22 protein-coding genes and 1 pseudogene are annotated in these 21,003 nt (G+C 72.8%); 5 read left to right on the top strand and 18 right to left on the bottom strand.

Going from position 1 to position 21,003, the window contains the following annotated elements:
* Nucleotides 1–29 precede the first annotated feature (29 nt).
* The gene (locus tag D450_RS0115415; RefSeq protein ID WP_017539556.1) at nt 30–758 is read right to left on the bottom strand and encodes a GntR family transcriptional regulator; all 729 of its coding nucleotides are present in this window, start codon (nt 756–758) and stop codon (nt 30–32) included.
* Between the two features lie 2 nt (nt 759–760).
* A complete protein-coding gene (locus D450_RS0115410; protein ID WP_017539555.1) occupies nt 761–2,572 on the bottom strand; it encodes a S9 family peptidase in 1,812 nt (603 codons plus the stop codon).
* A gap of 552 nt (nt 2,573–3,124) precedes the next feature.
* On the opposite strand from D450_RS0115410, the gene D450_RS0115405 reads away from it, so the two are divergent.
* Nucleotides 3,125–4,063, top strand: coding sequence for a Gfo/Idh/MocA family protein (locus D450_RS0115405; protein WP_026128573.1), 939 nt, complete (start codon nt 3,125–3,127; stop codon nt 4,061–4,063).
* Here D450_RS0115405 and D450_RS0115400 read toward each other — a convergent pair.
* From D450_RS0115400 to D450_RS0115375, 6 genes are all read right to left on the bottom strand, one after another.
* A complete protein-coding gene (locus D450_RS0115400; RefSeq protein WP_017539553.1) occupies nt 4,026–4,544 on the bottom strand; it encodes an NUDIX domain-containing protein in 519 nt (172 codons plus the stop codon). The genes D450_RS0115405 and D450_RS0115400 overlap by 38 nt on opposite strands.
* Before the next feature lie 235 nt (nt 4,545–4,779).
* Nucleotides 4,780–5,412, bottom strand: coding sequence for a GNAT family N-acetyltransferase (locus D450_RS0115395; RefSeq protein WP_017539552.1), 633 nt, complete (start codon nt 5,410–5,412; stop codon nt 4,780–4,782).
* Between the two features lie 274 nt (nt 5,413–5,686).
* Entirely contained in the window at nt 5,687–6,979 is a 1,293-nt protein-coding gene (locus D450_RS0115390) for a dihydrolipoamide acetyltransferase family protein (protein WP_017539551.1), read from the bottom strand.
* Nucleotides 6,980–6,992: 13 nt separating this feature from the next.
* Entirely contained in the window at nt 6,993–7,991 is a 999-nt protein-coding gene (locus D450_RS0115385; RefSeq protein WP_017539550.1) for an alpha-ketoacid dehydrogenase subunit beta, read from the bottom strand.
* A 19-nt stretch (nt 7,992–8,010) separates the two neighbouring features.
* Nucleotides 8,011–9,120, bottom strand: coding sequence for a pyruvate dehydrogenase (acetyl-transferring) E1 component subunit alpha (gene pdhA, locus D450_RS0115380; RefSeq protein WP_017539549.1), 1,110 nt, complete (start codon nt 9,118–9,120; stop codon nt 8,011–8,013).
* Between the two features lie 376 nt (nt 9,121–9,496).
* Nucleotides 9,497–10,165: a GntR family transcriptional regulator gene (locus tag D450_RS0115375; RefSeq protein WP_026124537.1), complete on the bottom strand. Its 669-nt coding sequence runs from the start codon at nt 10,163–10,165 to the stop codon at nt 9,497–9,499.
* 715 nt (nt 10,166–10,880) lie between these two features.
* Between D450_RS0115375 and D450_RS0115370 the strand changes: the two genes are divergently transcribed.
* Nucleotides 10,881–11,618: a phosphatase PAP2 family protein gene (locus D450_RS0115370; protein ID WP_017539547.1), complete on the top strand. Its 738-nt coding sequence runs from the start codon at nt 10,881–10,883 to the stop codon at nt 11,616–11,618.
* Between the two features lie 77 nt (nt 11,619–11,695).
* Nucleotides 11,696–12,667: a hypothetical protein gene (locus D450_RS0115365; protein WP_017539546.1), complete on the top strand. Its 972-nt coding sequence runs from the start codon at nt 11,696–11,698 to the stop codon at nt 12,665–12,667.
* Nucleotides 12,668–12,736: 69 nt separating this feature from the next.
* Here D450_RS0115365 and D450_RS0115360 read toward each other — a convergent pair whose 3' ends face one another.
* The 5 genes from D450_RS0115360 to D450_RS0115345 all read right to left on the bottom strand — a co-directional run bounded on the left by D450_RS0115360 (nt 12,737) and on the right by D450_RS0115345 (nt 15,974).
* The gene (locus tag D450_RS0115360) at nt 12,737–13,279 is read right to left on the bottom strand and encodes a GNAT family N-acetyltransferase (protein ID WP_017539545.1); all 543 of its coding nucleotides are present in this window, start codon (nt 13,277–13,279) and stop codon (nt 12,737–12,739) included.
* Nucleotides 13,280–13,393: 114 nt separating this feature from the next.
* Nucleotides 13,394–13,786: a VOC family protein gene (locus tag D450_RS0115355; RefSeq protein WP_026128572.1), complete on the bottom strand. Its 393-nt coding sequence runs from the start codon at nt 13,784–13,786 to the stop codon at nt 13,394–13,396.
* A 180-nt stretch (nt 13,787–13,966) separates the two neighbouring features.
* The gene (locus tag D450_RS32525; RefSeq protein ID WP_083932655.1) at nt 13,967–14,164 is read right to left on the bottom strand and encodes a DUF397 domain-containing protein; all 198 of its coding nucleotides are present in this window, start codon (nt 14,162–14,164) and stop codon (nt 13,967–13,969) included.
* Nucleotides 14,151–14,681 (bottom strand): DUF5753 domain-containing protein, encoded by a 531-nt coding sequence (locus D450_RS33385; protein ID WP_152520846.1) that lies wholly within the window; start codon nt 14,679–14,681, stop codon nt 14,151–14,153. The genes D450_RS32525 and D450_RS33385 overlap by 14 nt, the downstream gene beginning before the upstream one ends.
* Before the next feature lie 96 nt (nt 14,682–14,777).
* Nucleotides 14,778–15,974, bottom strand: coding sequence for an MFS transporter (locus D450_RS0115345; protein ID WP_017539542.1), 1,197 nt, complete (start codon nt 15,972–15,974; stop codon nt 14,778–14,780).
* A gap of 64 nt (nt 15,975–16,038) precedes the next feature.
* Between D450_RS0115345 and D450_RS0115340 the strand changes: the two genes are divergently transcribed.
* Nucleotides 16,039–16,404 (top strand): MerR family transcriptional regulator, encoded by a 366-nt coding sequence (locus D450_RS0115340; protein ID WP_017539541.1) that lies wholly within the window; start codon nt 16,039–16,041, stop codon nt 16,402–16,404.
* Between the two features lie 138 nt (nt 16,405–16,542).
* Here the strand turns inward: D450_RS0115340 and D450_RS34005 are convergent, their stop codons facing one another.
* The 4 genes from D450_RS34005 to D450_RS0115320 form a co-directional block, all read right to left on the bottom strand.
* Nucleotides 16,543–16,692 carry a hypothetical protein gene (locus tag D450_RS34005; protein WP_017539540.1) on the bottom strand — a complete coding sequence of 50 codons (150 nt, stop codon included), beginning with the start codon at nt 16,690–16,692 and terminating at the stop codon, nt 16,543–16,545.
* A complete protein-coding gene (locus D450_RS0115330; RefSeq protein WP_017539539.1) occupies nt 16,689–16,889 on the bottom strand; it encodes a ferredoxin in 201 nt (66 codons plus the stop codon). The genes D450_RS34005 and D450_RS0115330 overlap by 4 nt, the downstream gene beginning before the upstream one ends.
* Before the next feature lie 197 nt (nt 16,890–17,086).
* Complete coding sequence (locus D450_RS0115325; RefSeq protein WP_017539538.1) at nt 17,087–17,764, bottom strand: TetR/AcrR family transcriptional regulator; 678 nt, start codon at nt 17,762–17,764, stop codon at nt 17,087–17,089.
* A complete protein-coding gene (locus D450_RS0115320) occupies nt 17,761–18,984 on the bottom strand; it encodes a cytochrome P450 (protein ID WP_017539537.1) in 1,224 nt (407 codons plus the stop codon). Before D450_RS0115320 ends, D450_RS0115325 begins: the two co-directional genes overlap by 4 nt.
* Before the next feature lie 115 nt (nt 18,985–19,099).
* On the opposite strand from D450_RS0115320, the gene D450_RS0115315 reads away from it, so the two are divergent.
* Nucleotides 19,100–20,584, top strand: a complete 1,485-nt coding sequence (locus tag D450_RS0115315; protein ID WP_017539536.1) for an MFS transporter — start codon at nt 19,100–19,102, stop codon at nt 20,582–20,584.
* 119 nt (nt 20,585–20,703) lie between these two features.
* On the opposite strand, the pseudogene D450_RS0115310 reads toward D450_RS0115315, so the two are convergent.
* Nucleotides 20,704–21,003: pseudogene (locus D450_RS0115310) on the bottom strand (hypothetical protein); the annotation flags it as partial.

Raw genomic sequence — 21,003 nt, 5'->3', positions numbered from 1 at the left:
CCGAGATCAACGCGGGGGCGCACCGTTTCTCAGGGAAGGCGCCAGCGCGGCCGGGTCAGGCTCAGCCGGTACACCAGCCGGCACTGGTCGGTGGAGCCGACCAGGTCGGAGGTCTCCACCGGGCGGCCCTGGCAGTAGTGGGTGCGCTCCACCACGAGCATCGGCCGCCCCGGCGGCAGCCGCAGCGACGTCGCCTCGGGCTCGCGCAGCGGCCGCACCCCCACCTCCTCCACGACCCGGTCCACCGACACCCCGGCGCCGGCGAGCCGGTCCAGCACCCCGGTGTCGGGGGCGTCCGCGGGGGAGCGCAGGGTACCCCGGGTGAGGGAGGTCGGCTCCCAGGCGGTGTGCACCGCCACCGGCTCGCCCTCGGCGGTGCCGACGGTCAGGGTGCGGAAGACCGGTGTGCCCGTGCGCAGCACCAGCCGCCGGGCCACGGGGTCCTCCGCCTTCTCGGTGGCCACGTCGCTCTCGGCGGGGTGCAGCGGCCCCACCCCCGCGCCGGAGGCGCGGTCGGTGCGCGGGAAGCGGTGCACGTCGGGCAGTGAGCGCACGAAGTACCCCGCACCCGGGCGTGCCTCCACCAGGCCCTCGCTGACCAGCAGCCGCAGCGCGTGCCGGGACACCTGTTCGCTGACGTCGTAGATGCGGGCGAGCCGGGAGCGGGAGGGCAGGCGTTCACCGGGCCCCAGCTCGCCGGAGAGGATCGGCCGGCGCAGCAGCTCGGCGACCCAGACGTAGCGCGGTCGCGGCTCCACGGCTACACGGTTCCCGGTGCGGGCCCTCCCGGTGCGCCCCCGAGGTTTCTCAGGGCGAAGTCCAGCTCGGCGGACATGTGCCGGATGCGCTCCTCCACCACGAAGGACCCGTGCCCGGCGTCGAACCGGTACACCTCGTGCGGTTTGCCCAGCTCCCGCAGGCGCTCCACGTAGTTCTCGATCTGCCGGATGGGGCAGCGCGGGTCGTTCTCCCCGGCCAGGACGAGCACGGGAGCCCTGACGTCGGAGGCGTAGGTGATCGGGGAGGAGGCGGCGTAGAGCTCGGGGACCTCGTCGGGGGAGCCGCCGAACATGGAGCGGTCGAAGGCGCGCAGCGCCTCCATCTCGTCGGCGTAGGCGGCGGTGTAGTCGGCGATCGGCACCGCGGCGATGCCCAGGGACCAGTCGTCGGGGCGCACGCCCAGGCCGAGCAGGGTCAGGTAGCCGCCCCAGGAGCCGCCCTCCAGCACCAGCCGGGCGGGGTCGGCCAGGCCGGAGGCGACCGCCCAGTCGCGCACGGCGGTGATGTCCTCCAGCTCGGTCAGGCCCACGCGGCGCTCGATGGCGTTGCGCCAGGCGCTGCCGTAGCCGGTGGAGCCGCGGTAGTTGACCCGGACGACGGCGAACCCGTGGTCCACCCAGGCGGCGACGTCGGAGAAGAAGGCGTCGGTGTCCTGGGCCTCGGGGCCGCCGTGCACCAGGAAGACGGTGGGGAAGGGGGCGGTTCCGGCCTCCGGCTCGGAGACCAGGGCGTGCACGGTCCCGCCGGGGCCCTCCACGTCGACGTCGCGCACCGGGACCGAGGGCGGGGCGGCCGTGCCGGGCGGGGTGAGCACCGTCTCGCCGCGGGTGTTGCGGATGACCGGGGGCAGCTGGGAGCTGGACCAGGAGTACTCGACGGTGCCGTCGGGCCGCGCGGCGGCGGCGCTGACCATGCCCGGGGGCGTGTCCACGGGCTCGGTGCGGCCGGCGGCGGGGGTGTGCAGGTGCAGCCGCGAGCGGGCGCGGTGCTCCTGGACGATCAGCAGCTGCTTGCCGTCGGAGGTCCACTCGGCGGAGAGCTCGCCGGGCAGGTCGTCGAGGCGGACCTCCAGCTCGTCGCCGGTCTCGGGGTTCCACAGCAGGGGTTCGGTGCGACCGCGCCGCTCGTGCAGGACCAGCAGCGCGCCGCCGCCGGGGGAGAAGTGGCCGGGGTACAGGGCGCGCCCGGGGCCGTCCCACAGGTCGCCGACGGCCTCGGCCCGCGGCCCTGCCTCCCCGCCGGAGCCGTCCAGCCGGTAGACGCGCACGGCGGTGTACCGGGAGTCGCCGTGCTCGCTGTGCGCGATGGCGAACAGGGAGCCGTCGTCGGACATCCCGGCCAGGTAGCCCTCTTGGCGGTGGGAGTACAGGGTGGCCGGGGGCGCGCCGGGGCGGCACAGGTGGACGCTGAAACCGTCGTCGGTGGAGCGGCCGATCAGCGCGGTGCCGTCGGCGCCCAGCGCCAGCCCGGCGGGGTAGGAGGGGGCCAGGCCGGGGGCGGCCTCCTCGTCGGGGCCGCCGGTGAAGGGGCGGCGCATCCATACGCCGAACTCGTCGCCGTCGGTGTCGGCGAACCACCACACCCAGGCCCCCGTGGGATCGAGGGAGCCCAGCTCGGTCCCCTGGGGGCGCGCGGTGGCCTGGCGTTGCTCACCGGTCGCGCGGTCCCAGGTGTACAGCTCCCACGTTCCGCTGGAGTTGCTGCGGAAGAGGGAACGGTCCGGGGCCTCACGGGCCCAGGAAGGAAGACTGATCCTGCCGGCTCGGAACCGGTCCTGCCAACGCTCGCCCATGATCCCCAGTAAAGCAGTGGACTTGTGCTGATTGGGGGCGAATCCACGAGTCGACTTGGCCACTCTTGGACGAATCGGCATGGGAAGGGCGCCACCGTAGGAAAACGGGTGGCGGGAGTGGGCGTTGGTGCCAGGGAGGTGGAACACCGGGGTCAGGGCCGTGTTCCGCACACGCGGCGCACGGTACGGACGAGGAAGGGCGTGAGTGCGCGTGCGGCGGCCACGGTGGCGGGGAAGAGGGGGAGGGCCCCGCGGATACGGAGACCGCGGGCGTTCCGCCCGCCCCGCTCAGGGGCCGCCGGGCCCACGGCCCGAAGGGGAGGACCAGACGGGGGCCGCGGCGGCCGCCCCCTGGTCGGGGCCGCAGCGCCGCCGAAGCGCCCGGGTGGGACCGGGCGTGCAGGCCGAGCCCGGCCGGCGACGTCTCGAGAGGGCGCTGCCAGAGAGGGCGTTGCGTCCTCCGGTGCGCGCTCGCCGGCTCCTCGGCGCCGTGCAGGGCCGTGCCTTCCCGCGGTCCAGGCGCGCTTCCCGCGGCCGGGTAGCCTTCGGCGGATGAGAGTAGCGATTATCGGGCTCGGCGACATCGCCCGGAAGGCGTACCTGCCGACCCTGGCCGTGCGCCCCGGTGTGGAGCCGGTGCTGATGACCCGCTCGGCGGACCGGCTGGCCGAGGTCGCGGCCGCCTACCGGGTGCCCGACCGGAACTGCTTCACCGATCTGGGCGCCCTGCTGCGCCGCCCTCCGGAGGCCGCGTTCGTGCACGCCGCCACCGACGCGCACGCCGAGCTCCTGGAGGCGCTCGTCGACGCGGGCGTCCCCACCTATGTGGACAAGCCGATCGCCCCCGGGCTGGAGGCCGCCGAGCGGGTCGTCGCCCGCGCCGAGCGCGCCGGGGTGGGGCTGATGGTCGGCTTCAACCGCCGCTACGCGCCCGGCTACGCGGCCGCCCGGGAGCGCCCCCGCGACCTGGTCTTCCTGCAGAAGAACCAGCAGGGCCGCCCCGACACCCCGCGCCGGGTGGTCTTCGACGACTTCATCCACGTGGTGGACACGCTGCGCTTCCTCGCCCCCGGCGGCACCGAGGGCACTGCGGGCACTGAGGGGGCCGAGGTCTCGGTCGACACCCGGGTGCGCGACGGGGCGCTGGAGCACGTGGTGCTGCGCCTGTCCGGCCGCGGGTGGACCGCGATCGGCGCGATGAACCGGGTGTCCGGCGCCAAGGAGGAGCGCCTGGAGGTCTCCGGCGGCGGCGGGAAGTTCACCGTCGTGGGCCTGGGCGAGACGATCGAGCACGACGGGGTGCAGCGCACCGAGCGCAGGGGCGACTGGACGCCGGTGGCCCGGCAGCGCGGCATCGAGCAGATCTGCACGGCCTTCCTGGACGCGGTGGCGCAGGGCGCTCCGCTGGACGCGCGGGACGCCCTGCGCACGCACGAGTTGTGCGAGCGGATCGTCAGCCGGGCGGAAGGTCGCCGTCCAGACGGCGCATGAGCATCCCGTCGGCCAGCATCAGGCGGCGCACCAGCGCCTCGTCGTAGTCGGCCAGACCGGCGTCGTTGAGCACCCGCATGTGGACGGGGTGGGGGAGCACATCGCGCGGGTGGACCTGGCCCACCCCCTCGGCGGCGTCCGGGGCGGCCGTGAAGCCCTCGGGCACCTCGCACGGCTGCAGCGCGCGGAAGACGTGCAGGTGCAGGTGGTAGCCGGCGTCGTCCCCGCCGCCCCGGAGCTCGTACAGCCCGGTGGGCGCCATCGCCCCCGGGCGCACCCCGGCGGTCTGCTCGGAGGTGCGCCGGGCGGCCTGCTCGGCGCTCTCCCCGGGGGCGGTGCGGCCCCCGGGCAGGGTCCAGTGCCCGGCCTGCGGGCCGCGGGCGCACAGGACGAAGGTGAGCGTCCAGTCCGGCCCGGGGATGATGGCGGCGGCCTCCACGGCCGGCCCCGCCGGGCCGTGAGGGGGGTAGACGGTCGACATTGGTCCGGTTGTCTCCTGGTCGGCGCGGTGGTCGGCGGGGCTACGCGGCTGAGCACGGGTTCCGCCGCTGACCACCATCGCGCATCCGCCGCACCCGGCGCCACCTGATGCGGACGACCGGCGGGGAGGGGAGGGGCGAACCGGGAGGGAACGCCCGGCCCCCGCGCGTGGCCGCCCCCTCAGGGGCGGCCACGCGCGCAGGCGCGGACGGGGTGCGCCCATCAGACCCGGTGTTTCACGTGGAACGAGGCGGGCGCTCCATGCACCAGGTGGTCGGGGCGCCTGCGGGCAGGTCGACCTCGGCGGTCACCTCGAACCCGAGCCGGCGGTACAGGCGCACGTTGGACTCGGTGGCGGTCTCCAGGAACACCGGTGCGCCCGCGGCCTCGGCGGCGCGCAGCCCGGGTTCGATGACCGCGCGCCCCAGGCCCTCGCCCCGGCGGTCGCGGCGGACCCCGACCGTGGCCAGGAACCAGCACGGGTGCTTGGGCCGGTGCGGCTCCAGGGCCGCGTCGGCCCGGCCGATGTCGGCGAGCCGCTCGCCGTAGAGCCCGGCCAGCTCGGGCGAGGAGAACAGGTCGGGCGGGATCTCCACGTCCGGCACGGTCCATACCGAGGCGGCCGCGTTGCCGCCGGCCGTCCACACCCGCCCGTAGGGCAGGCCGACCTTCTCGGCGAAGTAGCGCTGCAGGCCGTGCAGGCGCTCGCGGTGGTCGTCGGCGGGGACCGCCCAGCGGGTCCACGGGTAGTCCGTGAAGGCGTCGGCCAGGGTGTCGGCGATCGCCGCGAGGTCGGCCTCTTCGGCCGGGCGGGCCGGGGCGGCGTCGGCGCCCTCTCGGTCCTCGTGCGGGGCGGACGGAACGGTCATGGGTCGGTGCGCTCCAGGGCGTCTCGGCGTCGGCGGCGGCGCGTCCGGTGACGGATCGCGCGGGGACCCGGGGGTCCACCCGACGATGCTGCCGTTCCGCCCCCGGATTGTCGACGGATTTGTCCGCGCGCCGGGGCGGGGGCGATCCGAGGCCGCACGGCGACGCACCGCGCGGTGAGCCGGGCCCCGGCCCAGATCTTCGTCCGGAGAACGCGCGGGGCGCCCCGGCCGTTCCCCGGCCGGGGCGCCCCGCGAAGGCGTGCGGCGAGCCGCGCTACAGGATGATCCGCATCGGGCTCTCCAGGACCTCGGCGAGGTCCTTCAGGAAGGCGGCGCCCACGGCGCCGTCCACCGCCCGGTGGTCCACCGACAGCTCCAGCGCGATGGTGTTGCGCGCGACGACCTCGCCGTCGTGCACCACCGGGGTGGGCTTCATGGCGCCCACCGCAAGGATCGCCGACTCGGGGGTGTTGATCACCGCCGAGAAGCTGTCGATGCCGAACATGCCCAGGTTGCTGACGCTGAACGTGCCGCCGCTCATGTCCTGCGGCTTGAGCTTGCCGTCCCGCGCCTTGCCCGCGAGGTCGCGGGTGCGGGCGGAGATGTCGGAGAGCGTGGCCGTGTCGGTGTCGTGCAGCACCGGGACGACCAGGCCCTCGTCGATCGCGACCGCCACGCCCACGTTGACGCGGTGGTGCTGGAGCAGCCGGCCGTCCTCCCAGGAGCGGTTGACCTCCGGGTGCGCCTTGAGCGTGGTGGCGGCCGCCTTGACGATCAGGTCGTTGAAGCTGATCTTGGTGCCGGTGTCGGCGAGCTGCTCGTTGATCTGGGCGCGGAAGGCCTTCAGCGGCTCGGCGTCGATGGTGCGGCGCAGGTAGAAGTGCGGGGCCTGCTGCTTGCTCTCCACCATCCGGCGCGCGATGGTCTTGCGCATCTGGCTGACCTTGAGCTCCTCCGAGCCCCGCGGGTCCTCGGTGCCGGCCTGGGCGGCCGGGGCCGCGGCGGGCGCGGCGGCTGCGGCCGGAGCCGCGGCCGGGGCACCGGAGGCGGCGCGGTCGCGGGCGGCCTCCACGTCGGCCCGGACGATGCGGCCCTTGGGCCCGCTGCCCTCGATCGCGTCGATGTCCAGGCCGTACTCCTTGGCCAGGCGGCGGGCCAGCGGAGAGGTGCGCGGACGGGCCGGGCCCTCGCCGTCGGCGGCGGGCGCCGGTGCGGCCGGTGCGGTCTCGGCCGGCTTCTCCCCGGCCTGCTCCGAGGCCTGTTCCGCCCCCTGCTCCGAGCCCTGGGCCGGGGCCGCCGGGGCGCCTTCGGCGTCGGGGGCCTCGGCGTCCGGGGTCTCGCCGATGAAGCCGATCACGGCGCCGATCGGGACCGTGTCGCCGGCCGATACGTACTGTTCGACGAGGTAGCCGTCCTCGTAGGCCTCGTACTCCATGACGGCCTTGTCGGTCTCGATCTCCACCAGCACATCACCGGAGGCGACCTTGTCACCGACGTTCTTGGCCCAGGAGCTGATGACGCCTTCCTCCATGGTGTCGGAGAGGCGCGGCATGTAGATCTCAGTCATCAGAGCTTTCCCCTCAACCCACGCGCCGGCCGACGGCGTCCAGGGTCTCCTTGACGGCGGTGGTGATCGACTCGACCGACGGCAGGGCGGCGGTCTCCAGCGGCTTGGCGTAGGGCATGGGGACCTCCGCCATGGCCACGCGGCGCACCGGCGCGTCCAGGTAGTCGAACGCCCCCTCCTGGATGGAGGCCGCGATCTCGGCGCCGATGCCGTAGGTGAGCCAGTCGTCCTCGCAGATGACCGCGCAGCTGGTCTTGCGCACCGAGTCCACCACGGTCTGCCGGTCCAGCGGGCGCAGGCTGCGCAGGTCGACGACCTCGACGCTGATGCCCTGCTCGGCCAGCTGCTCGGCGACCTGGCCGGCGACCATGGCCATGCGCGAGTAGCCGATGAGCGTGATGTCGGTGCCCTCGCGGGTGACCTTGGCGCGCCCGATCTCGGCGACGCTCTCGTCGCCGTCCGGCACCTCGCCCTTGGTGTTGTAGAGGCCGAGGTTCTCCAGGAACAGGACCGGGTCGTCGTCGCGGACGGCCGCGCGGAACATCGAGGCGGCGTCGGCGGGGGTGCTCGGCGCCAGGACCTTCAGTCCGGGGACGAAGGAGTAGTACAGCTCGATGTTCTGCGAGTGGGTCGCGCCCAGCTGCTGGCCGCCGCCCCCGGGGGTGCGGATGACCATGGGCACGGGGGTCTGGCCGCCGAACATGCCGTAGATCTTGGCGGCGTGGTTGACGATCTGGTCGATCGCGATGAGGGAGAAGTTGATCGTCATGAGCTCGACGACGGGGCGCAGCCCCAGCATGGCCGAGCCCACGGCGGCGCCGACGAAGCCCTCCTCGGCGATGGGGGTGTCCCGGACGCGCTTCTCGCCGAACTCCTTGAGCAGCCCTTCGGTGATCTTGTAGGACCCCTCGAAGACGCCGATCTCCTCGCCCATGACGAAGACGTTCTCGTCGCGCAGCATCTCGGCGCGAAGGGTGTCGCGCAGGGCCTGGCGGTAGGTGATGACGGACATGTCCCGCTCTCCTTAACTACTACTCGGCGAAGACCGGGTCGGCGGGCATGCGGCGCGACTCGTTCGCCACGGGGGTGGCGTAGGTGTAGTCGAACAGCGTGGACACGTCGGGGTGCGGGCTGTTCTCGGCGAAGTCGGCGGCGTCGGCCACCTCCTCCTTGACGGACGCGGTGATCTCCTCGCGCAGCTCGTCGGTGAGCACACCGGCGTCGCTGAGCTGCTTGTCGAAGATGGCGACCGGGTCGTTGGCGGTGTCCCGGGCCTCGGCCACCTGCTCCTCGGTGCGGTACTTGGCCGGGTCCACGACCGAGTGGCCCTTCATCCGGTAGCTGGTGGCCTCCAGCAGGAAGGGGCGCTGCTCGGCGCGGGCGCGCTCGACCAGGTCGGCGGCGGCGTCGCGGACCTCCAGCACGTTGCGGCCGTCCACCTTGACGCCCTCGATGCGGAAGGCGGAGCCGCGCTTGTGCAGCTCGGGCTCGGCCGAGGACATCTCGACGGTGGTGCCCATGCCGGTGAAGTTGTTGATCACCACGAAGACGATCGGCAGGTTCCACAGCGCGGCGATGTTGAGGGACTCGTGCCAGGCGCCGATGTTGGTGGTGCCGTCGCCCATCTGGCACATGACGACCTCGTCGCCGCCGCGGTAGGACACGGCCAGCGCGGCGCCGGTGGCCAGGGGGAGCTGGCCGCCGACGATGCCGTACCCGCCGAGCATGCGGACCTCGGTGTCGTACATGTGCATCGAGCCGCCCCAGCCCTTGGACACGCCGGTGGAGCGGCCGTAGAGCTCGGCCATCACGTGGCGGGGGCTCATGCCCTTGCCGATCGCGTAGCCGTGGTCGCGGTAGTTGGTGAAGAGGTAGTCCTCGTCCTTGAGGGCCGTCATCAGGCCGACGACGGTGGCCTCCTCGCCGAGGTTGAGGTGGCAGTAGCCGCCGATGCGGGCCTGGGTGTAGGCCTGGGCGGTGCGCTCTTCGAACCGGCGGACGAGCAGCATCTGCCGGTAGTAGTCGAGCAGGACCTTGGGCTGCTCGTCGGCGATCTTCGGCGCACTGTCCTTGCGGGTGCGCCGGCGGCCGCCCGAGTTCCTGGCGGTGCCGCCGCCCTTCGGCTTGGCCGTGTCAGCCATGGTGGTGCCTTTCTACGTGCGGAATCGGCCCCTACGGGGCCGATGGACCGCGAGGGGCCGGTGCCGTGGCCCGCTGTGCGGCGGTGCCAGGCGGGGGAGCGCGCAGCCGGGCTCAACGGCGCGGCGCTCGGTGGCTGTGGAGTTGTTCGTGTCGAGAACCCTCTAGTGCTCGTTTCCCCACGGGGCGGCGGCCATTCCTCGGGGGCGTTCGCCCTGCGGGAACCGCCTTGCGGGTGGCGAGCCCTGCCGTGTGATGTGCGTCGCGGACACTCTACGGATTGATCGATGATCGATCAATCCGACTCTAGGGGAAATCCGGGGTGAATCCGGCCGGGTCCCCCGGAAGCGGACACGCCCGGCGGGCGCCCCCGCAGGGTCAGTGCCCGGCGCCTCGGGACTTCATGGCGGCATCCACGTAATTGTGAACGTGCTCACTCAGCATTCGGCCCACGTCCGGATCCCGCTCGACGAAGGCCTCGGCGATCCGCGCGTGGTCGGCCGCCTTGGCGTGCAGCTCCATGTCCAGCCAGCGCACCGACAGCCGCGTCCACACCTCCACGCCCAGCGACTCCCAGGTGTGCAGGAGCACGTCGTTGCGGGCGGCCAGGACGATCCGGCGGTGGAACTCCACGCTGTGCCGGATCTGCTCCTCCACGTCCCCCTCGGCGGTCGCGCGGCGCAGCCGCTCCACCTCCTCGCGCAGCGGGGAGGGGTCCTCGGCCAGGCGGTCCGCGGCGAGTTCGGCGGCGACGCGTTCGAGACCGGCCCGGACGGGATAGATCTCCGCCATGTCCGCTACACCGAACTCGCGAACCCGCGCCCCCTTGTTCGGGACCGAGTCGATCAGCCGCAGCGTCTCCAGTTCGCGCAGGGCCTCCCGCACGGGGGCCTGACTGACGTTGAGCTCGGCGGCGATCCGGCGCTCGACGATGCGCTCGCCGGGCTTCCACCTGCCGGAGAGCAGACCCTCCACGAGAACGCGGCGGATCTGCTCGCGCAGAGGGTTGCGGGCCACCCGTGCTGCGTCGTCGGGTGTGGCGGGCATCAACGGCCTTTCTGGTCGGGGCGGCCGCCGCCGGGGCGGCGGCCGCGGTCGTGGGGAGGCGATTGCACCTTAGCCGCCCTCATCCGGGCGGTCTCTGTGTGCGATACCGGACGTCCGTTATCGAAGACGGGCTAACGGAACGCTCACGGTCGAGGCGCATGCGGGTGAACATCGTCCCGGACCCGGCTGACCGGACGGCAAAGTGCGAGGTAAGGCGGTCGGCGCCGACAGGGCGCCGCGTCCCCTGACCGAGCGGAGCGCTATGCTGTCCTGTCGGAAATGTTCGATCAAAACCGGGTAACGTGGTGCGCGGGGCCACTCCCGGTAGCCGACGTCCCCCGCGCACGAGCGGCTCCGCCCCCTTCCCGCTCCGCCCCCGCGGCCGCGGACCGACGCCCCCGCGGCGTCCGAGACGGCCGCCTCCGGGTGCTCTGACCTCGCGCCCGGGACGCGTTCCCTGCCCCTGTTCACATCCGAGTCCGAGCGGCGAGCCCGTCCCCCGACAAGCACAGCCGTGCCGCAGGCCAGCCCACGAAACGTGAGACAGCACTGAGCACACATGATGCCTACATCGCGGAGAAGGTCGACACCGTCGCGACGCGCGGGGCCGACGCCGACGTCACCCCATAGACGGCGTCGCGTCCTGGACGCGGTGCCGCGCATTTCCGCGAAGGCGGCGCGCGGCGCCGAGGACGGGCGTGTCACGTGGCCCAGTGTGAGCGAGATCGCATGGGGTATCGCCTCGGACAAGATCGCGATCGCCCTGGCCGTGCTTCTCATCACCATGACGATGCTCTCGGCCGGCCCGTTGCACCCTATCGACAATCTGATCAACAACGCACCTCGGCCGTTCTGGGACGAACTGCGCCTGTTCCTCATCCTGTGGCCGGACACGGTCGCCTCGCGTTTCGTGGCGATCCCGGTCCTGGCGGTCACCGCGCTCCAGCTGGCCTACCGGCACCGCTCCTGGCGGCCGATCATCCTGGGCGCCGTGGGCGTGGTGGGCATGATGGGCCTGGTGGCGTCGATGAAGCTGTTCTTCTCGCGCAACCACCCGCGCAGCTTCGACCCGGCGTTCTTCGGCGACTCGGGGGGCGTGTCGTTCCCGTCCGGGCACGGGGCCAACGCCATCCTCATCTACGGGCTGGTGCTGTTCCTGATCATCCGGTACCAGGCCGCGCGTCCGCACATCATCCGCCGCCTCGGCTTCTGCATCGTCGGAATCGCGCTGCTGCAGTCCGTCGTCTCGGCCTACCTGCACTTCCACTGGTTCACCGACCTGGCCACGGGGATGATCGCCGGCGGCCTGTCGCTGCGGATCGTGATCTGCCTGGACGCCATGATCCCGGGCGGGCGCACCACCATGTGGTGGCCCTGGTACGGCGGCAGCTTCTGGAGCGCCGACGAGACCCGGCAGTCCCCCACCGACGCCGAGGAGGCGCGCGCGGCGTGAAGCGGCCTCCCCTTCCCGCCCAACGCCGATAGTCTCCGGCGGGGATTGCACGCATCGGGGGGAATGGGAACACGGACATGGCAGCCACGGAACTGAGCTTCGAACGCGACCCGGAGATCCTGGACCGGCTGGCGGAGGAGCTGTGCGCCGCCGCCGGGGTGGAGCCGCCCGAGCCCGGCGAGGCCGGCGCGGAGGACGACCCCGGCGTACTGGGCGCGGTCGTCGCCCGGCGCGGGCAAGCGCTGGAGGGGTGGGCCGTGCTGCTCGCCCCCGAGGACGAGGAGGACGAGGGGCCGCACCTGCAGTGGGCGCTGGCCTCGGTGGAGGCCGAGCAGCTCAAGGGCGTCTTCGACCCGGCCCGCGACGCCACCGACGCGGAGTTCGCGCTGGTGGAGAAGATGGTGCGGGAGGCCGCGGCCCGCGCGGCGGAGCTGGGCCACGATGCCCTGCTGTGGTCGCCGACCATGCGGGCGACCGACGCCCGGCTGGCCGACCGCCTCGGCGCCGACGTCGAGCGCGAGGAGGGCCGCACCTGGGGTGCGGGCCTGGAGTGGCGCCGCCCGCCGGGGCTGCCGCCGGTGCGGGTGCGCACGATGCCGGCCGTGCCGGACGAGGCCCTGCTGGACGATTACGTGGAGCTGTACCGGGCGTTCGGGGCCGACGGCGACTTCGGCGAGGACTGGGACCGCGAGGAGGTGCGGGAGTGGCTGGACAACAGCCACCTCGGCCCGGACCTGCTGGCGGGTGAGGCCACGTTCGACCTGATGCCGGAGGACGGCGACGGGGTCCCGGTGGCCCAGTTCACGGTGCTGGTGGACGACGAGGGGATGGCCTCGGGGGGCCTGGTGGTGCACCGGGGGCCCGAGGCGGGCGCCCTGGCGGCGGCGTTCGCCGAGGCGATCGAGGGCCTGCGCAGCGCAGAGGGCGTGCGCGAGTTCCACCTGCAGGAGTTCGACGACGACCTGGTGGCCGAGGCGGCCGACAAGGCGGGCCTGGAGGTCATCGACCGGTGGCCGGTCTACATCCTGGAGCTCGACGCGCTCGACTGACGTGGGCGGGCGCCGGGCCGCATGCGGCCCGGCGCCCCGCGCGCGGGAACGTCCGCCTCGGCTCTCGCCTCAGCTCTCCTTGCGCGCCTTGTACTCCTCTGCGAGGAGGCCGAGCACGACCTCGTCGAGGAACTCGCCCAGCACCCAGGCCGAGGAGCGCGTCTGCCCCTCGCGGACGAAGCCGTTGCGCTCGGCGGCGTGCAGCATGGCGAAGTTGTCCGCCAGCGTATCGATCTGCAGCCGGTTCAGGCCGCGGACGGTGAAGCCGTAGTGGCACAGGGCCGCGACCACGTCGGTGCCGTAGCCCTTCCCGCGGTGGGCGGGCCGCAGGCCCAGCCCGATCTGCGCGGTCCGGTGGTGGGGGTCGATGCCCGCCAGCACCGCGGTCCCGATCAGCGTCCCGCCCTCCAGCTCCACCACGGAGAACTGCACGGTCTGCTGGTTGGAGTCGTCCACGACGAGCCGCCGGTCCTTGGTCCCGGGCGTGAGCGGCGTCCACGGCCGCCCGTCGGCGCGGGAGCCGTTGACGACGTCGTCGTAGAGCTCGGCGAGCAGGACGGGGATGTCGTCGTCATGCCGCGCGCGCAGCCCGACCTTGGTTCCTTTGAGCATTGCAGTGTTCTATCTGGTCGGATATTCCGTCGACAAGCGGAATAAAGCGGATAAATAGGCCGAATGTGGACAGAGCTCGTTCCCTGGAGGAGGACCTCCGGGGAACGAGGTGCGTCACAGGGGGTTGAGCCGGGCCTTGAGAAGGCAGAACTCGTTGCCTTCGGGGTCGGCCAGCACGTGCCACTGCTCGTCGCCGGTCTGCCCGATGTCGGCCGGGCGCGCGCCGAGCGCCAGGAGGCGTTCGAGCTCGGCGCCCTGGTCGCGGTCGGTCGGGTTGACGTCGATGTGGAGCCGGGGCTTGCCCTTCTCCGGCTCGGCCCTGCCGCTGAGGACGATCGTCGGCTGGGCGCCGCCGAAGCCCTCGCGCGGGCCGATCTCCACGGCATGGAAGGCGCTGTCGTCGTACTCGCGGTCGAGGATGACGAAGTCCAGGACATCGCACCAGAACCGCGCCAGCGCCTCGGGGTCGTGGCAGCCGAGCACGAGTTCACTGATACGACACGCCATAGAAGAAACCTGCTCTCAAACGGAGAACCGCAGGGGGCCGGACACGGAGGCCGTGGAACCCCAGCGGGGACAACAACCAGGCGAGCGTAGCGAGTAGGGCGATGGGGGTCGAAGGGTTTTTCAGGCCTGCTCAGCCCGGGGCGCGCGACGGCTCGGGCGGTCGGTCTCGGCGACAGGGGCTCATGCTCCGAGGTCGGTGTCCCGTCTCAGCGCGCTGAGAAGAGAGGCCCACTCCCTTTGGGGGAAGGTGAGATGGAGGAGTCGAGGGCGCTTCGAGTCGCGGACGGATGTCGTCGAGCGAAGCCGTGATATTTCGACGCACTGGTTGGTTCCACCGCTGTACGTGCTCTTCTTCCACGGGTTCTCAGAGTTCTTCATCGCGGATTTTCCTCATTTCTTTTTGGAGTATCGTGAGGGATTCATCAGGGGCGGCGGCAGCCCCTTGTAGGGCTCCAAACAGTAGTCGATAGTTCGATACGTCCCCCCTCTCGGTGATGATCTGCCCCTCGTGGATTCTCTCCGTGTAGACGACTTCTGGGGCGCCGCTGCTCAGTATGATGAACGACCCCGAGTTCCCTGGGTGCCTGCGTGATCGGGCAGGGATGAACTGCACGTTCAGTCGGTCGGACTCGATCAGGGTCGAGATGTGCTCAAATTGTCCGTAGGTGATGGAAGGCGAGCCGTACCGCCGCCAGAGGGCTGTCTCATCGAGTACACACCAAAGAATCGGTTTGTTAGAGCGGGTCATCTTCCCGCCGTGTTCGGCTCGCTCTTGAGCTTTTCGAGTGACGGCTTCCGTAGCGAGCCACGGCGCTCCGTAGCGAACGAGCGCTGCCGCGTATTCGGCGGTCTGCAAGTAACCGGGAAAGACGATGGATTGGTAGCCATGGATCATCCTGATACTCCTGACCGCCCTCGGAACCAACACGCCACTGCCGTGAAGCCGCCCAGAGGGCGACTCCACGGCAGCGCGGTCCGATCTCTACGACCTCTATGACGGCCGCGAGGCGGGGAATCCGTGCCGGCGGGCCGCGACGACCACCATCATCACCGGCACCAGCAGCGCCAGCACGCTCCACGGGAACGGCTCGGTCCCCAGGGCGCTCAAGAGGACGCCTCCGACGGCCCCTCCAGCGGCCATCGCCCCGTTCCACAAGGTCACGAGCATCGCCTGGGCCGCGTCGCCCCCGGCGTCGGCCGCCGCGGTCTGCAGGAGCGTCGGCACCCCGCCCCACCCCAGCCCCCACAGCACCGCCGCCGTGTACACCAGCACCGAGCTCCCCGCCCCCAGGGCGAGCACCGCCGACGCCGCCCCGACCAGCACCACGGCGGCGACCGTCAGCAGGCGCAGCCTGCGGTCGATCTGCGCCCCCACGAGCCAGATGCCCGCCATCGACGCGCCCCCGAAGAGCAGGAGGACCGCCCCCACCGAGCCGCCCATCCCCACTCGTTCGAGGAACGAGGCGATGTAGGTGTAGAGCACGGTGTGCGCCAGCACGAACGTGACGGTGACGAACAGGATCGGCACCACCCCCGGTGTCAGCACCGTCTTCAGCACCGGGGCCCGGTCCGTCGGCCGCCGTCCGGGGACCTCCGGGGCCAGGGCCGCAATCCACCCGATCACCCCCACGGCGAGCACCGTCAGCAGGGCGAACGTCGGCCGCCAGCCGAAGGCCGCGCCGGCGAACGTCCCGGCGGGCACGCCCAGGGCCAGGGCCACGGGCACCCCCGCCATCACCACCGCGACCGCCCGGCCTCGGACTCCGGCGGGGACCGCCGAGCGCGCGTAGCCGACGAGCATGGCCCAGGCCAGGCCCGCGGCCACCCCCGCCAGGAAGCGGGCCGCCAGGGTCAGCGCATAGTCCGAGGACACCGCCGTCACCGTGTTGGCGACGGCGAACCCCGCCATCGTCACCAGCAGCAGCCGCTTGCGCGGCCACCCGGCCGTGGCGGCGCTCAGCGGGATCGCGGTCAGCGCGGTGCCGATGGCATAGGCGGTCACCGCCTGCCCCATGGCGGACTCGGTGACGCCCAGATCGGCGCTCCAGGCGGGCAGCAGCCCGGCGGGCAGCGCCTCGGTCAGAACGGTCAGGAACACGGCGGAGGCCAGGGCGAGCAGCATGGGCAGGGGGAGCCCGCGCTTCTCGGCGGAGGGCCCGGCGGCTAGAGTCGCATCGTCGGTCGTCATGCCGGAATGCTCGAACCTTCACATAGATGTGAAGGTCAATCGCGCCGATGGTGAGGTGGGGCACATGCGCATCGGGGAGCTGTCCGAGCGGACCGGGGTCCCCCGCCGCCTCCTGCGCTACTACGAGGAGCAGGGCCTCGTCGTCCCCGACCGGCTGCCCAACGGCTACCGCGACTACGACGAGCGCTATGTCGACCGCGTGGCCCAGATCCGCGGCCTCCTCGACGCCGGCCTCCCGACGCGGATCATCAAGCAGATCCTGCCCTGCCTGGACAAGCCGCGGGTGATCCACATGTCCGACGTGACCCCGGAGATGCTCGCGACCCTGGAACGCGAGCGGGACCGCATGACCGAGCGGATCGACCACCTCACCCGCAACAGGAACGCGGTCTGCGAATACTTGGCGGCCGTGAGGGAGGAGTCCGCCTGAGTCCAGAGGCCCCGCCGAGGCGCTGAGGGGCCGGGCAGTGACGCGAAGGCGGCCTCCTGTTCATGGCCGGGACGACGGGCCGCCCCTCACCCGGGCGACCGGGACCGGTCGGCTCCCCCTACCGGCCCCGACCAGCGCCTACCAGGCCACCGGCAGCTCGTACACGCCGTCGGCGGCACGGCAGTGCGCATCGCACCCCGGCCCGTCGGCGACCTCCGGCCCGGACCCCTCCAGCCAGTCGGTGTCCGGCCGGGCGCCGACGACCACCACGCGCGGTGAGGCGCTCATGCGTCCTCGTCCACGGTGATCGCCGCGGTGGGGCACACCTGCGCCGACTCGCGGACGGCGTCGTGGTGCTCTTCACCGGGGGAGGCGTCGAGCAGCACCACGATCCCGTCCTCGTCGCGCTGGTCGAACACCTCGGGTGCGATCAGCACGCACTGCCCCGCACCGCAGCACTTGTCCTCATCGACGGTGATCTTCACGGTCGCTCCTTCTCGCTCTGGCGCTCGGAAGCGCTCGGACGGTCGCATGCCGGGATCCGAGGAGGCGGGCCGACGGCATGGGGACGGCAGTGGGGGATGTCCTCGATGAACCGGATCCGACCCTGTACCCGGACCCCCGGCCCCGGCCCCGGCCTCGACCCCGGCCCCGGGACCGGAACCGGGACGGGTGCGGGCGGTCAGGCGTGAGGCCCGGGCCCGCCTTCGGCGGGCGTGGCGGCCGCCAGCATGAGGCCGTGCAAGGCGTCGACCATCCCGGTCGCGGCCTCGTCCCAGGTGGCGCGGAGCGTCGGCCGGCCGGCGGCGAGGTTCCGCTCCCGGTCCGCGCACAGGTTGACGATGATGTGGCGGAACATCTCCCCCCGCTCGCGCCGCACCTGGTTCGGCAGTTCGCGGGTGCGCAGGTCGAGCGCGTGCATGATCTCCCGCAGCGACGGCGCGGACATGGCCTCTTCGGCCATGATCCGGCGGAACCCCGGATCGGCCATGACCTGCACGCTGAACCGGGCGAACCAGGTCGGGCGGCCCAGCTCGGCCAGGTGGCCGGTGACCGGGCGGACCATGCAGGCCAGCCACGCGCGCGGGTCCTCGGAGCCGCGCACCTGCGCGACCATCCGCACCCGGCGCTCCTCGATGGCGTCGCTGTGCCGGCGCACGATCGCGCGCACCAGGTCGGCCTTGGTGCCGAAGTGGTAGCCGACCGCGGCGTTGTTCCCCTGCCCGGCGGCCTCGCTGACCTGGCGGTTGGAGACCGCGAACAGCCCCTCCTCGGCGAACAGCCGCTCGGCGGCGTCCATGATGGCGGTGCGCGTGGACTCCGAGCGCTCCTGCCGGGACACGGTGGGAGGCACGGTCACCACCTCACCGGAACGGTCGCCAGGCCGCCGACCGCCAGGCCGTCGACCCGCTCCAGATCCCCGGCGGGGACCGCCAGCTCCAGCGTCGGCAGCCGGTCCAGCAGCACCTCCAGCACCACCTGGAGCTCGGTGCGGGCGAGCGCCTGGCCCAGGCAGGAGTGCGCGCCCGCCCCGAAGGCGATGTGCCGGTTAGGCGCGCGGTCCAGCACCATCTCCCCGGCATCGGCGAACTCCCCGGTGTCGCGGTTGGCGGCGGCCATGGCGCACATGACCGTGGTGCCGGCGGGCACGGTCTCGCCGCCGACCTCGGTGTCCTCGGTGACGAAGCGCGGCAGCCCGATGCCGGAGTCGGCGTCGAAGCGCAGCGCCTCCTCCACGGCGGTGCGGACCAGCGAGCGGTCCTCCACCAGCCGCTCCCAGCGGCTCCGGTCGGACAGCAGCATCGCGACCATCTTGCCGATCATGTTGGCGGTGGTCTCGTGGCCGGCGACGAGCAGGCCCATCCCGGTGCCGACCAGCTCGCCGTCGGTGAGCTTCGCGCCGTCCTCGGTGGTGCCGGTGATGAGCGCGCTCAGCAGGTCATCGCCCGGGTCGCTCCTGCGCCGCTCGATGTGCCCGGACATGTAGGCGAAGAACTCCTCCTGGGCGGCGGAGACCTCCTCCTCGGTGTAGCGGGTGAGGTTGAGCAGCGCGTCCGACCAGTAGGAGAAGCGGTCCCGGTCGGACTCGGGCACGCCCAGCAGGTCGCAGATGACCCACACCGGCAGCGGGAAGCCCAGGTGGGCCTTGAGGTCGGCGGGCGCGCCCGCCTCGACCATGCCGTCGATCAGCCCCTCGGCCATGTCCCGGATGCCGGGGCGCAGGGCCGTCATGCGCTTGGCGGTGAACCACGTGCCGACCTCGCGGCGCCAGCGCCGGTGGCCCTCGCCGCCGTCGGGCACGGACGCGGCCATCTCGCTGCTGAACACCCCGCCGGACTCGTTCGCGGCGATGCGGGCGGCGCCGGCGCCGGTCAGGCGGCGGGAGAACCGCGGGTCGGCGAGCAGCCGCTTGACGTCCTCGTACCGGGTGACCAGGGCGGCTTCGTCGCCGGAGGGCAGGGTGACGCGCGCGACCGGGCAGCCCGAGCGCAGCCGCTCCCACTCCTGCGGCGGCTCCAGCGCCGAGGGCGCCGGTATCGGGTAGTCGAGCACCTTCTCGTGGTCGCGCTCCATGGCCATCCTCACTTTCCGTGGGGGCGGGGTCCGCGACCAGTGAACCTCCGGGGCTAGAGTAAGTCAAGCGACTGAATTAAAAGTTCGCACGGAACCACGCCGCCGTCACGGAAGGCACCCCATGTCCCAGCCCGCAGGGGCCGACGGCGCGACGTCCGCCTCCCCGCACCCCCCGGAGGCGCCCGCCGCACCCGAGCCCGCCGCGCCGCAGGCCGCCGGCCCGAAGCCCACCGCCGTCATCGCCGTCCTGGCGTTCGCCGGCATCACCGTCTCGCTGATGCAGACCCTGATCGTGCCGATCGTCCCCCGGCTGCCGGAGTACCTGCACACCTCGCCCGGGCAGGCCGCGTGGGCGGTCACCGCCACCCTGCTCGCCGCGGCCGTGGCGACCCCGGTGGCCGGGCGGCTGGGCGACATGTTCGGCAAGCGCCGCGTCCTGCTGGCGAGCCTGGGGCTGATGGTCGCGGGGTCGGTGGTGGCCGGGCTCAGCGACAGCCTGGCCCCGATGGTCGCGGCCCGCGCCCTCCAGGGCGCGGCGGCGGGCGTGATCCCGCTGGGCATCAGCATCATGCGGGACACGGTCCCGGCGCACCGGCTGGGGTCGGCGACCGCGGCGATGAGCGCGTCCCTGGGCGTCGGCGGCGCCCTGGGACTGCCGGCGGCGGCGCTGCTGGTGCAGAACGCCGACTGGCACGCGCTGTTCTGGACGGCGGCCGGGGTCGGCGCGGTGGCCGCCGCGCTGATCACGGCCGTGGTCCCGGAGTCGCCGGTGCGCAGCGGCGGGCGGTTCGACCCGGTGGGCGCGCTCGGGCTGTCGGCCGGGCTGCTGTGCCTGCTGCTGGCCGTGTCCAAGGGCGCCGACTGGGGGTGGACCAGTGCCACCGTGCTCGGCCTGTTCGCCGCGGCGGTCGTGGTGCTGGTGCTGTGGGGCGCCTGGGAGCTGCGCACCGCGCACCCGCTGGTGGACCTGCGCACCACGGCGCGGCCGCAGGTGCTGGCCACCAACGCCGCCTCGGTGGTGTTCGGGTTCGCCATGTTCGCGATGTCGCTGGTGCTGCCGCAGGTGCTGCAACTGCCCGAGGCGACCGGCCACGGGCTGGGTCGGGACCTGCTCACGGTCGGCCTGGTGATGGCGCCCTCGGGGCTGGTCATGATGGCGATGGCGCCGGTCTCCTCGCGCATCTCGCGGACGGCCGGGCCCAAGGCGACGCTGATGGTCGGTGCGGTGGTCGTGGCGCTGGGGTACGGGCTGGGCACCGTGCTGATGGGCTCGGCCTGGGAGCTGGTGGCGGTGTCGAGCGTGATCGGCTCGGGCATCGGGCTGGCCTACGGGGCCATGCCCGCCCTGATCATGGCGGCGGTGCCGGTGTCCCAGACGGCGGCGGCGAACAGCCTGAACACGCTGATGCGCTCGGTGGGGACCTCGACGTCGAGCGCGGTGGCCGGGATGGTGCTGGCGACCATGACCACCCCCTTCGCGGGCGCGGCGGTGCCCTCGCAAGGCGCGTTCCGGACGGTGATGGGCCTGGGCGCGGGCGCGGCGGTGGTCGCCCTGCTGGTGGCGGCCCTCATCCCGGGCGGGCGCAGCGGGGCCGACCGACGGTGATGCGCCGGAGGTCGTGAAGTGAGGGAAGGGGCTCGGCCCCTTCCCTCACGGAGACTTCAGTGGGGGAGTCGAAGGCGCTCGGCGGTCGGAGGAGCACCCCGCATCCTCGGTGCCCTCCGTCAGTCGAACAGCTCGTCGACCGAGGAAACGGTGAAGGCCCGGTCCCCCCAGCGCTCGAGGGTCTCGGGGTCCGTGCAGTTCATGATCCGGTCGCGCGCATCGGAGGTGACGGCGATGCCTCGGGAGCTCAGGGCCTTCATGATCACCTTCGCCGCGGCCTCAGCCGCCTCGGCGCGTCCCTCGGCGCGGCCCTGCTCGACATAGCGCTCAGTGAAGGGCGAGGTGAAACCGTAGAGCGCAGATTCCATGATCTCCTCCAGCCGGTGTCGTGGCGCCTCGGCCAGGAGCACCATCGCGAA

The organism is Nocardiopsis halophila DSM 44494, from assembly GCF_000341245.1.
In the GTDB taxonomy this organism is placed as follows: domain Bacteria; phylum Actinomycetota; class Actinomycetes; order Streptosporangiales; family Streptosporangiaceae; genus Nocardiopsis_A; species Nocardiopsis_A halophila.
Note: the sequence above shows the minus strand (reverse complement) of the source record. Positions and strands in the feature narration are given on the sequence as shown.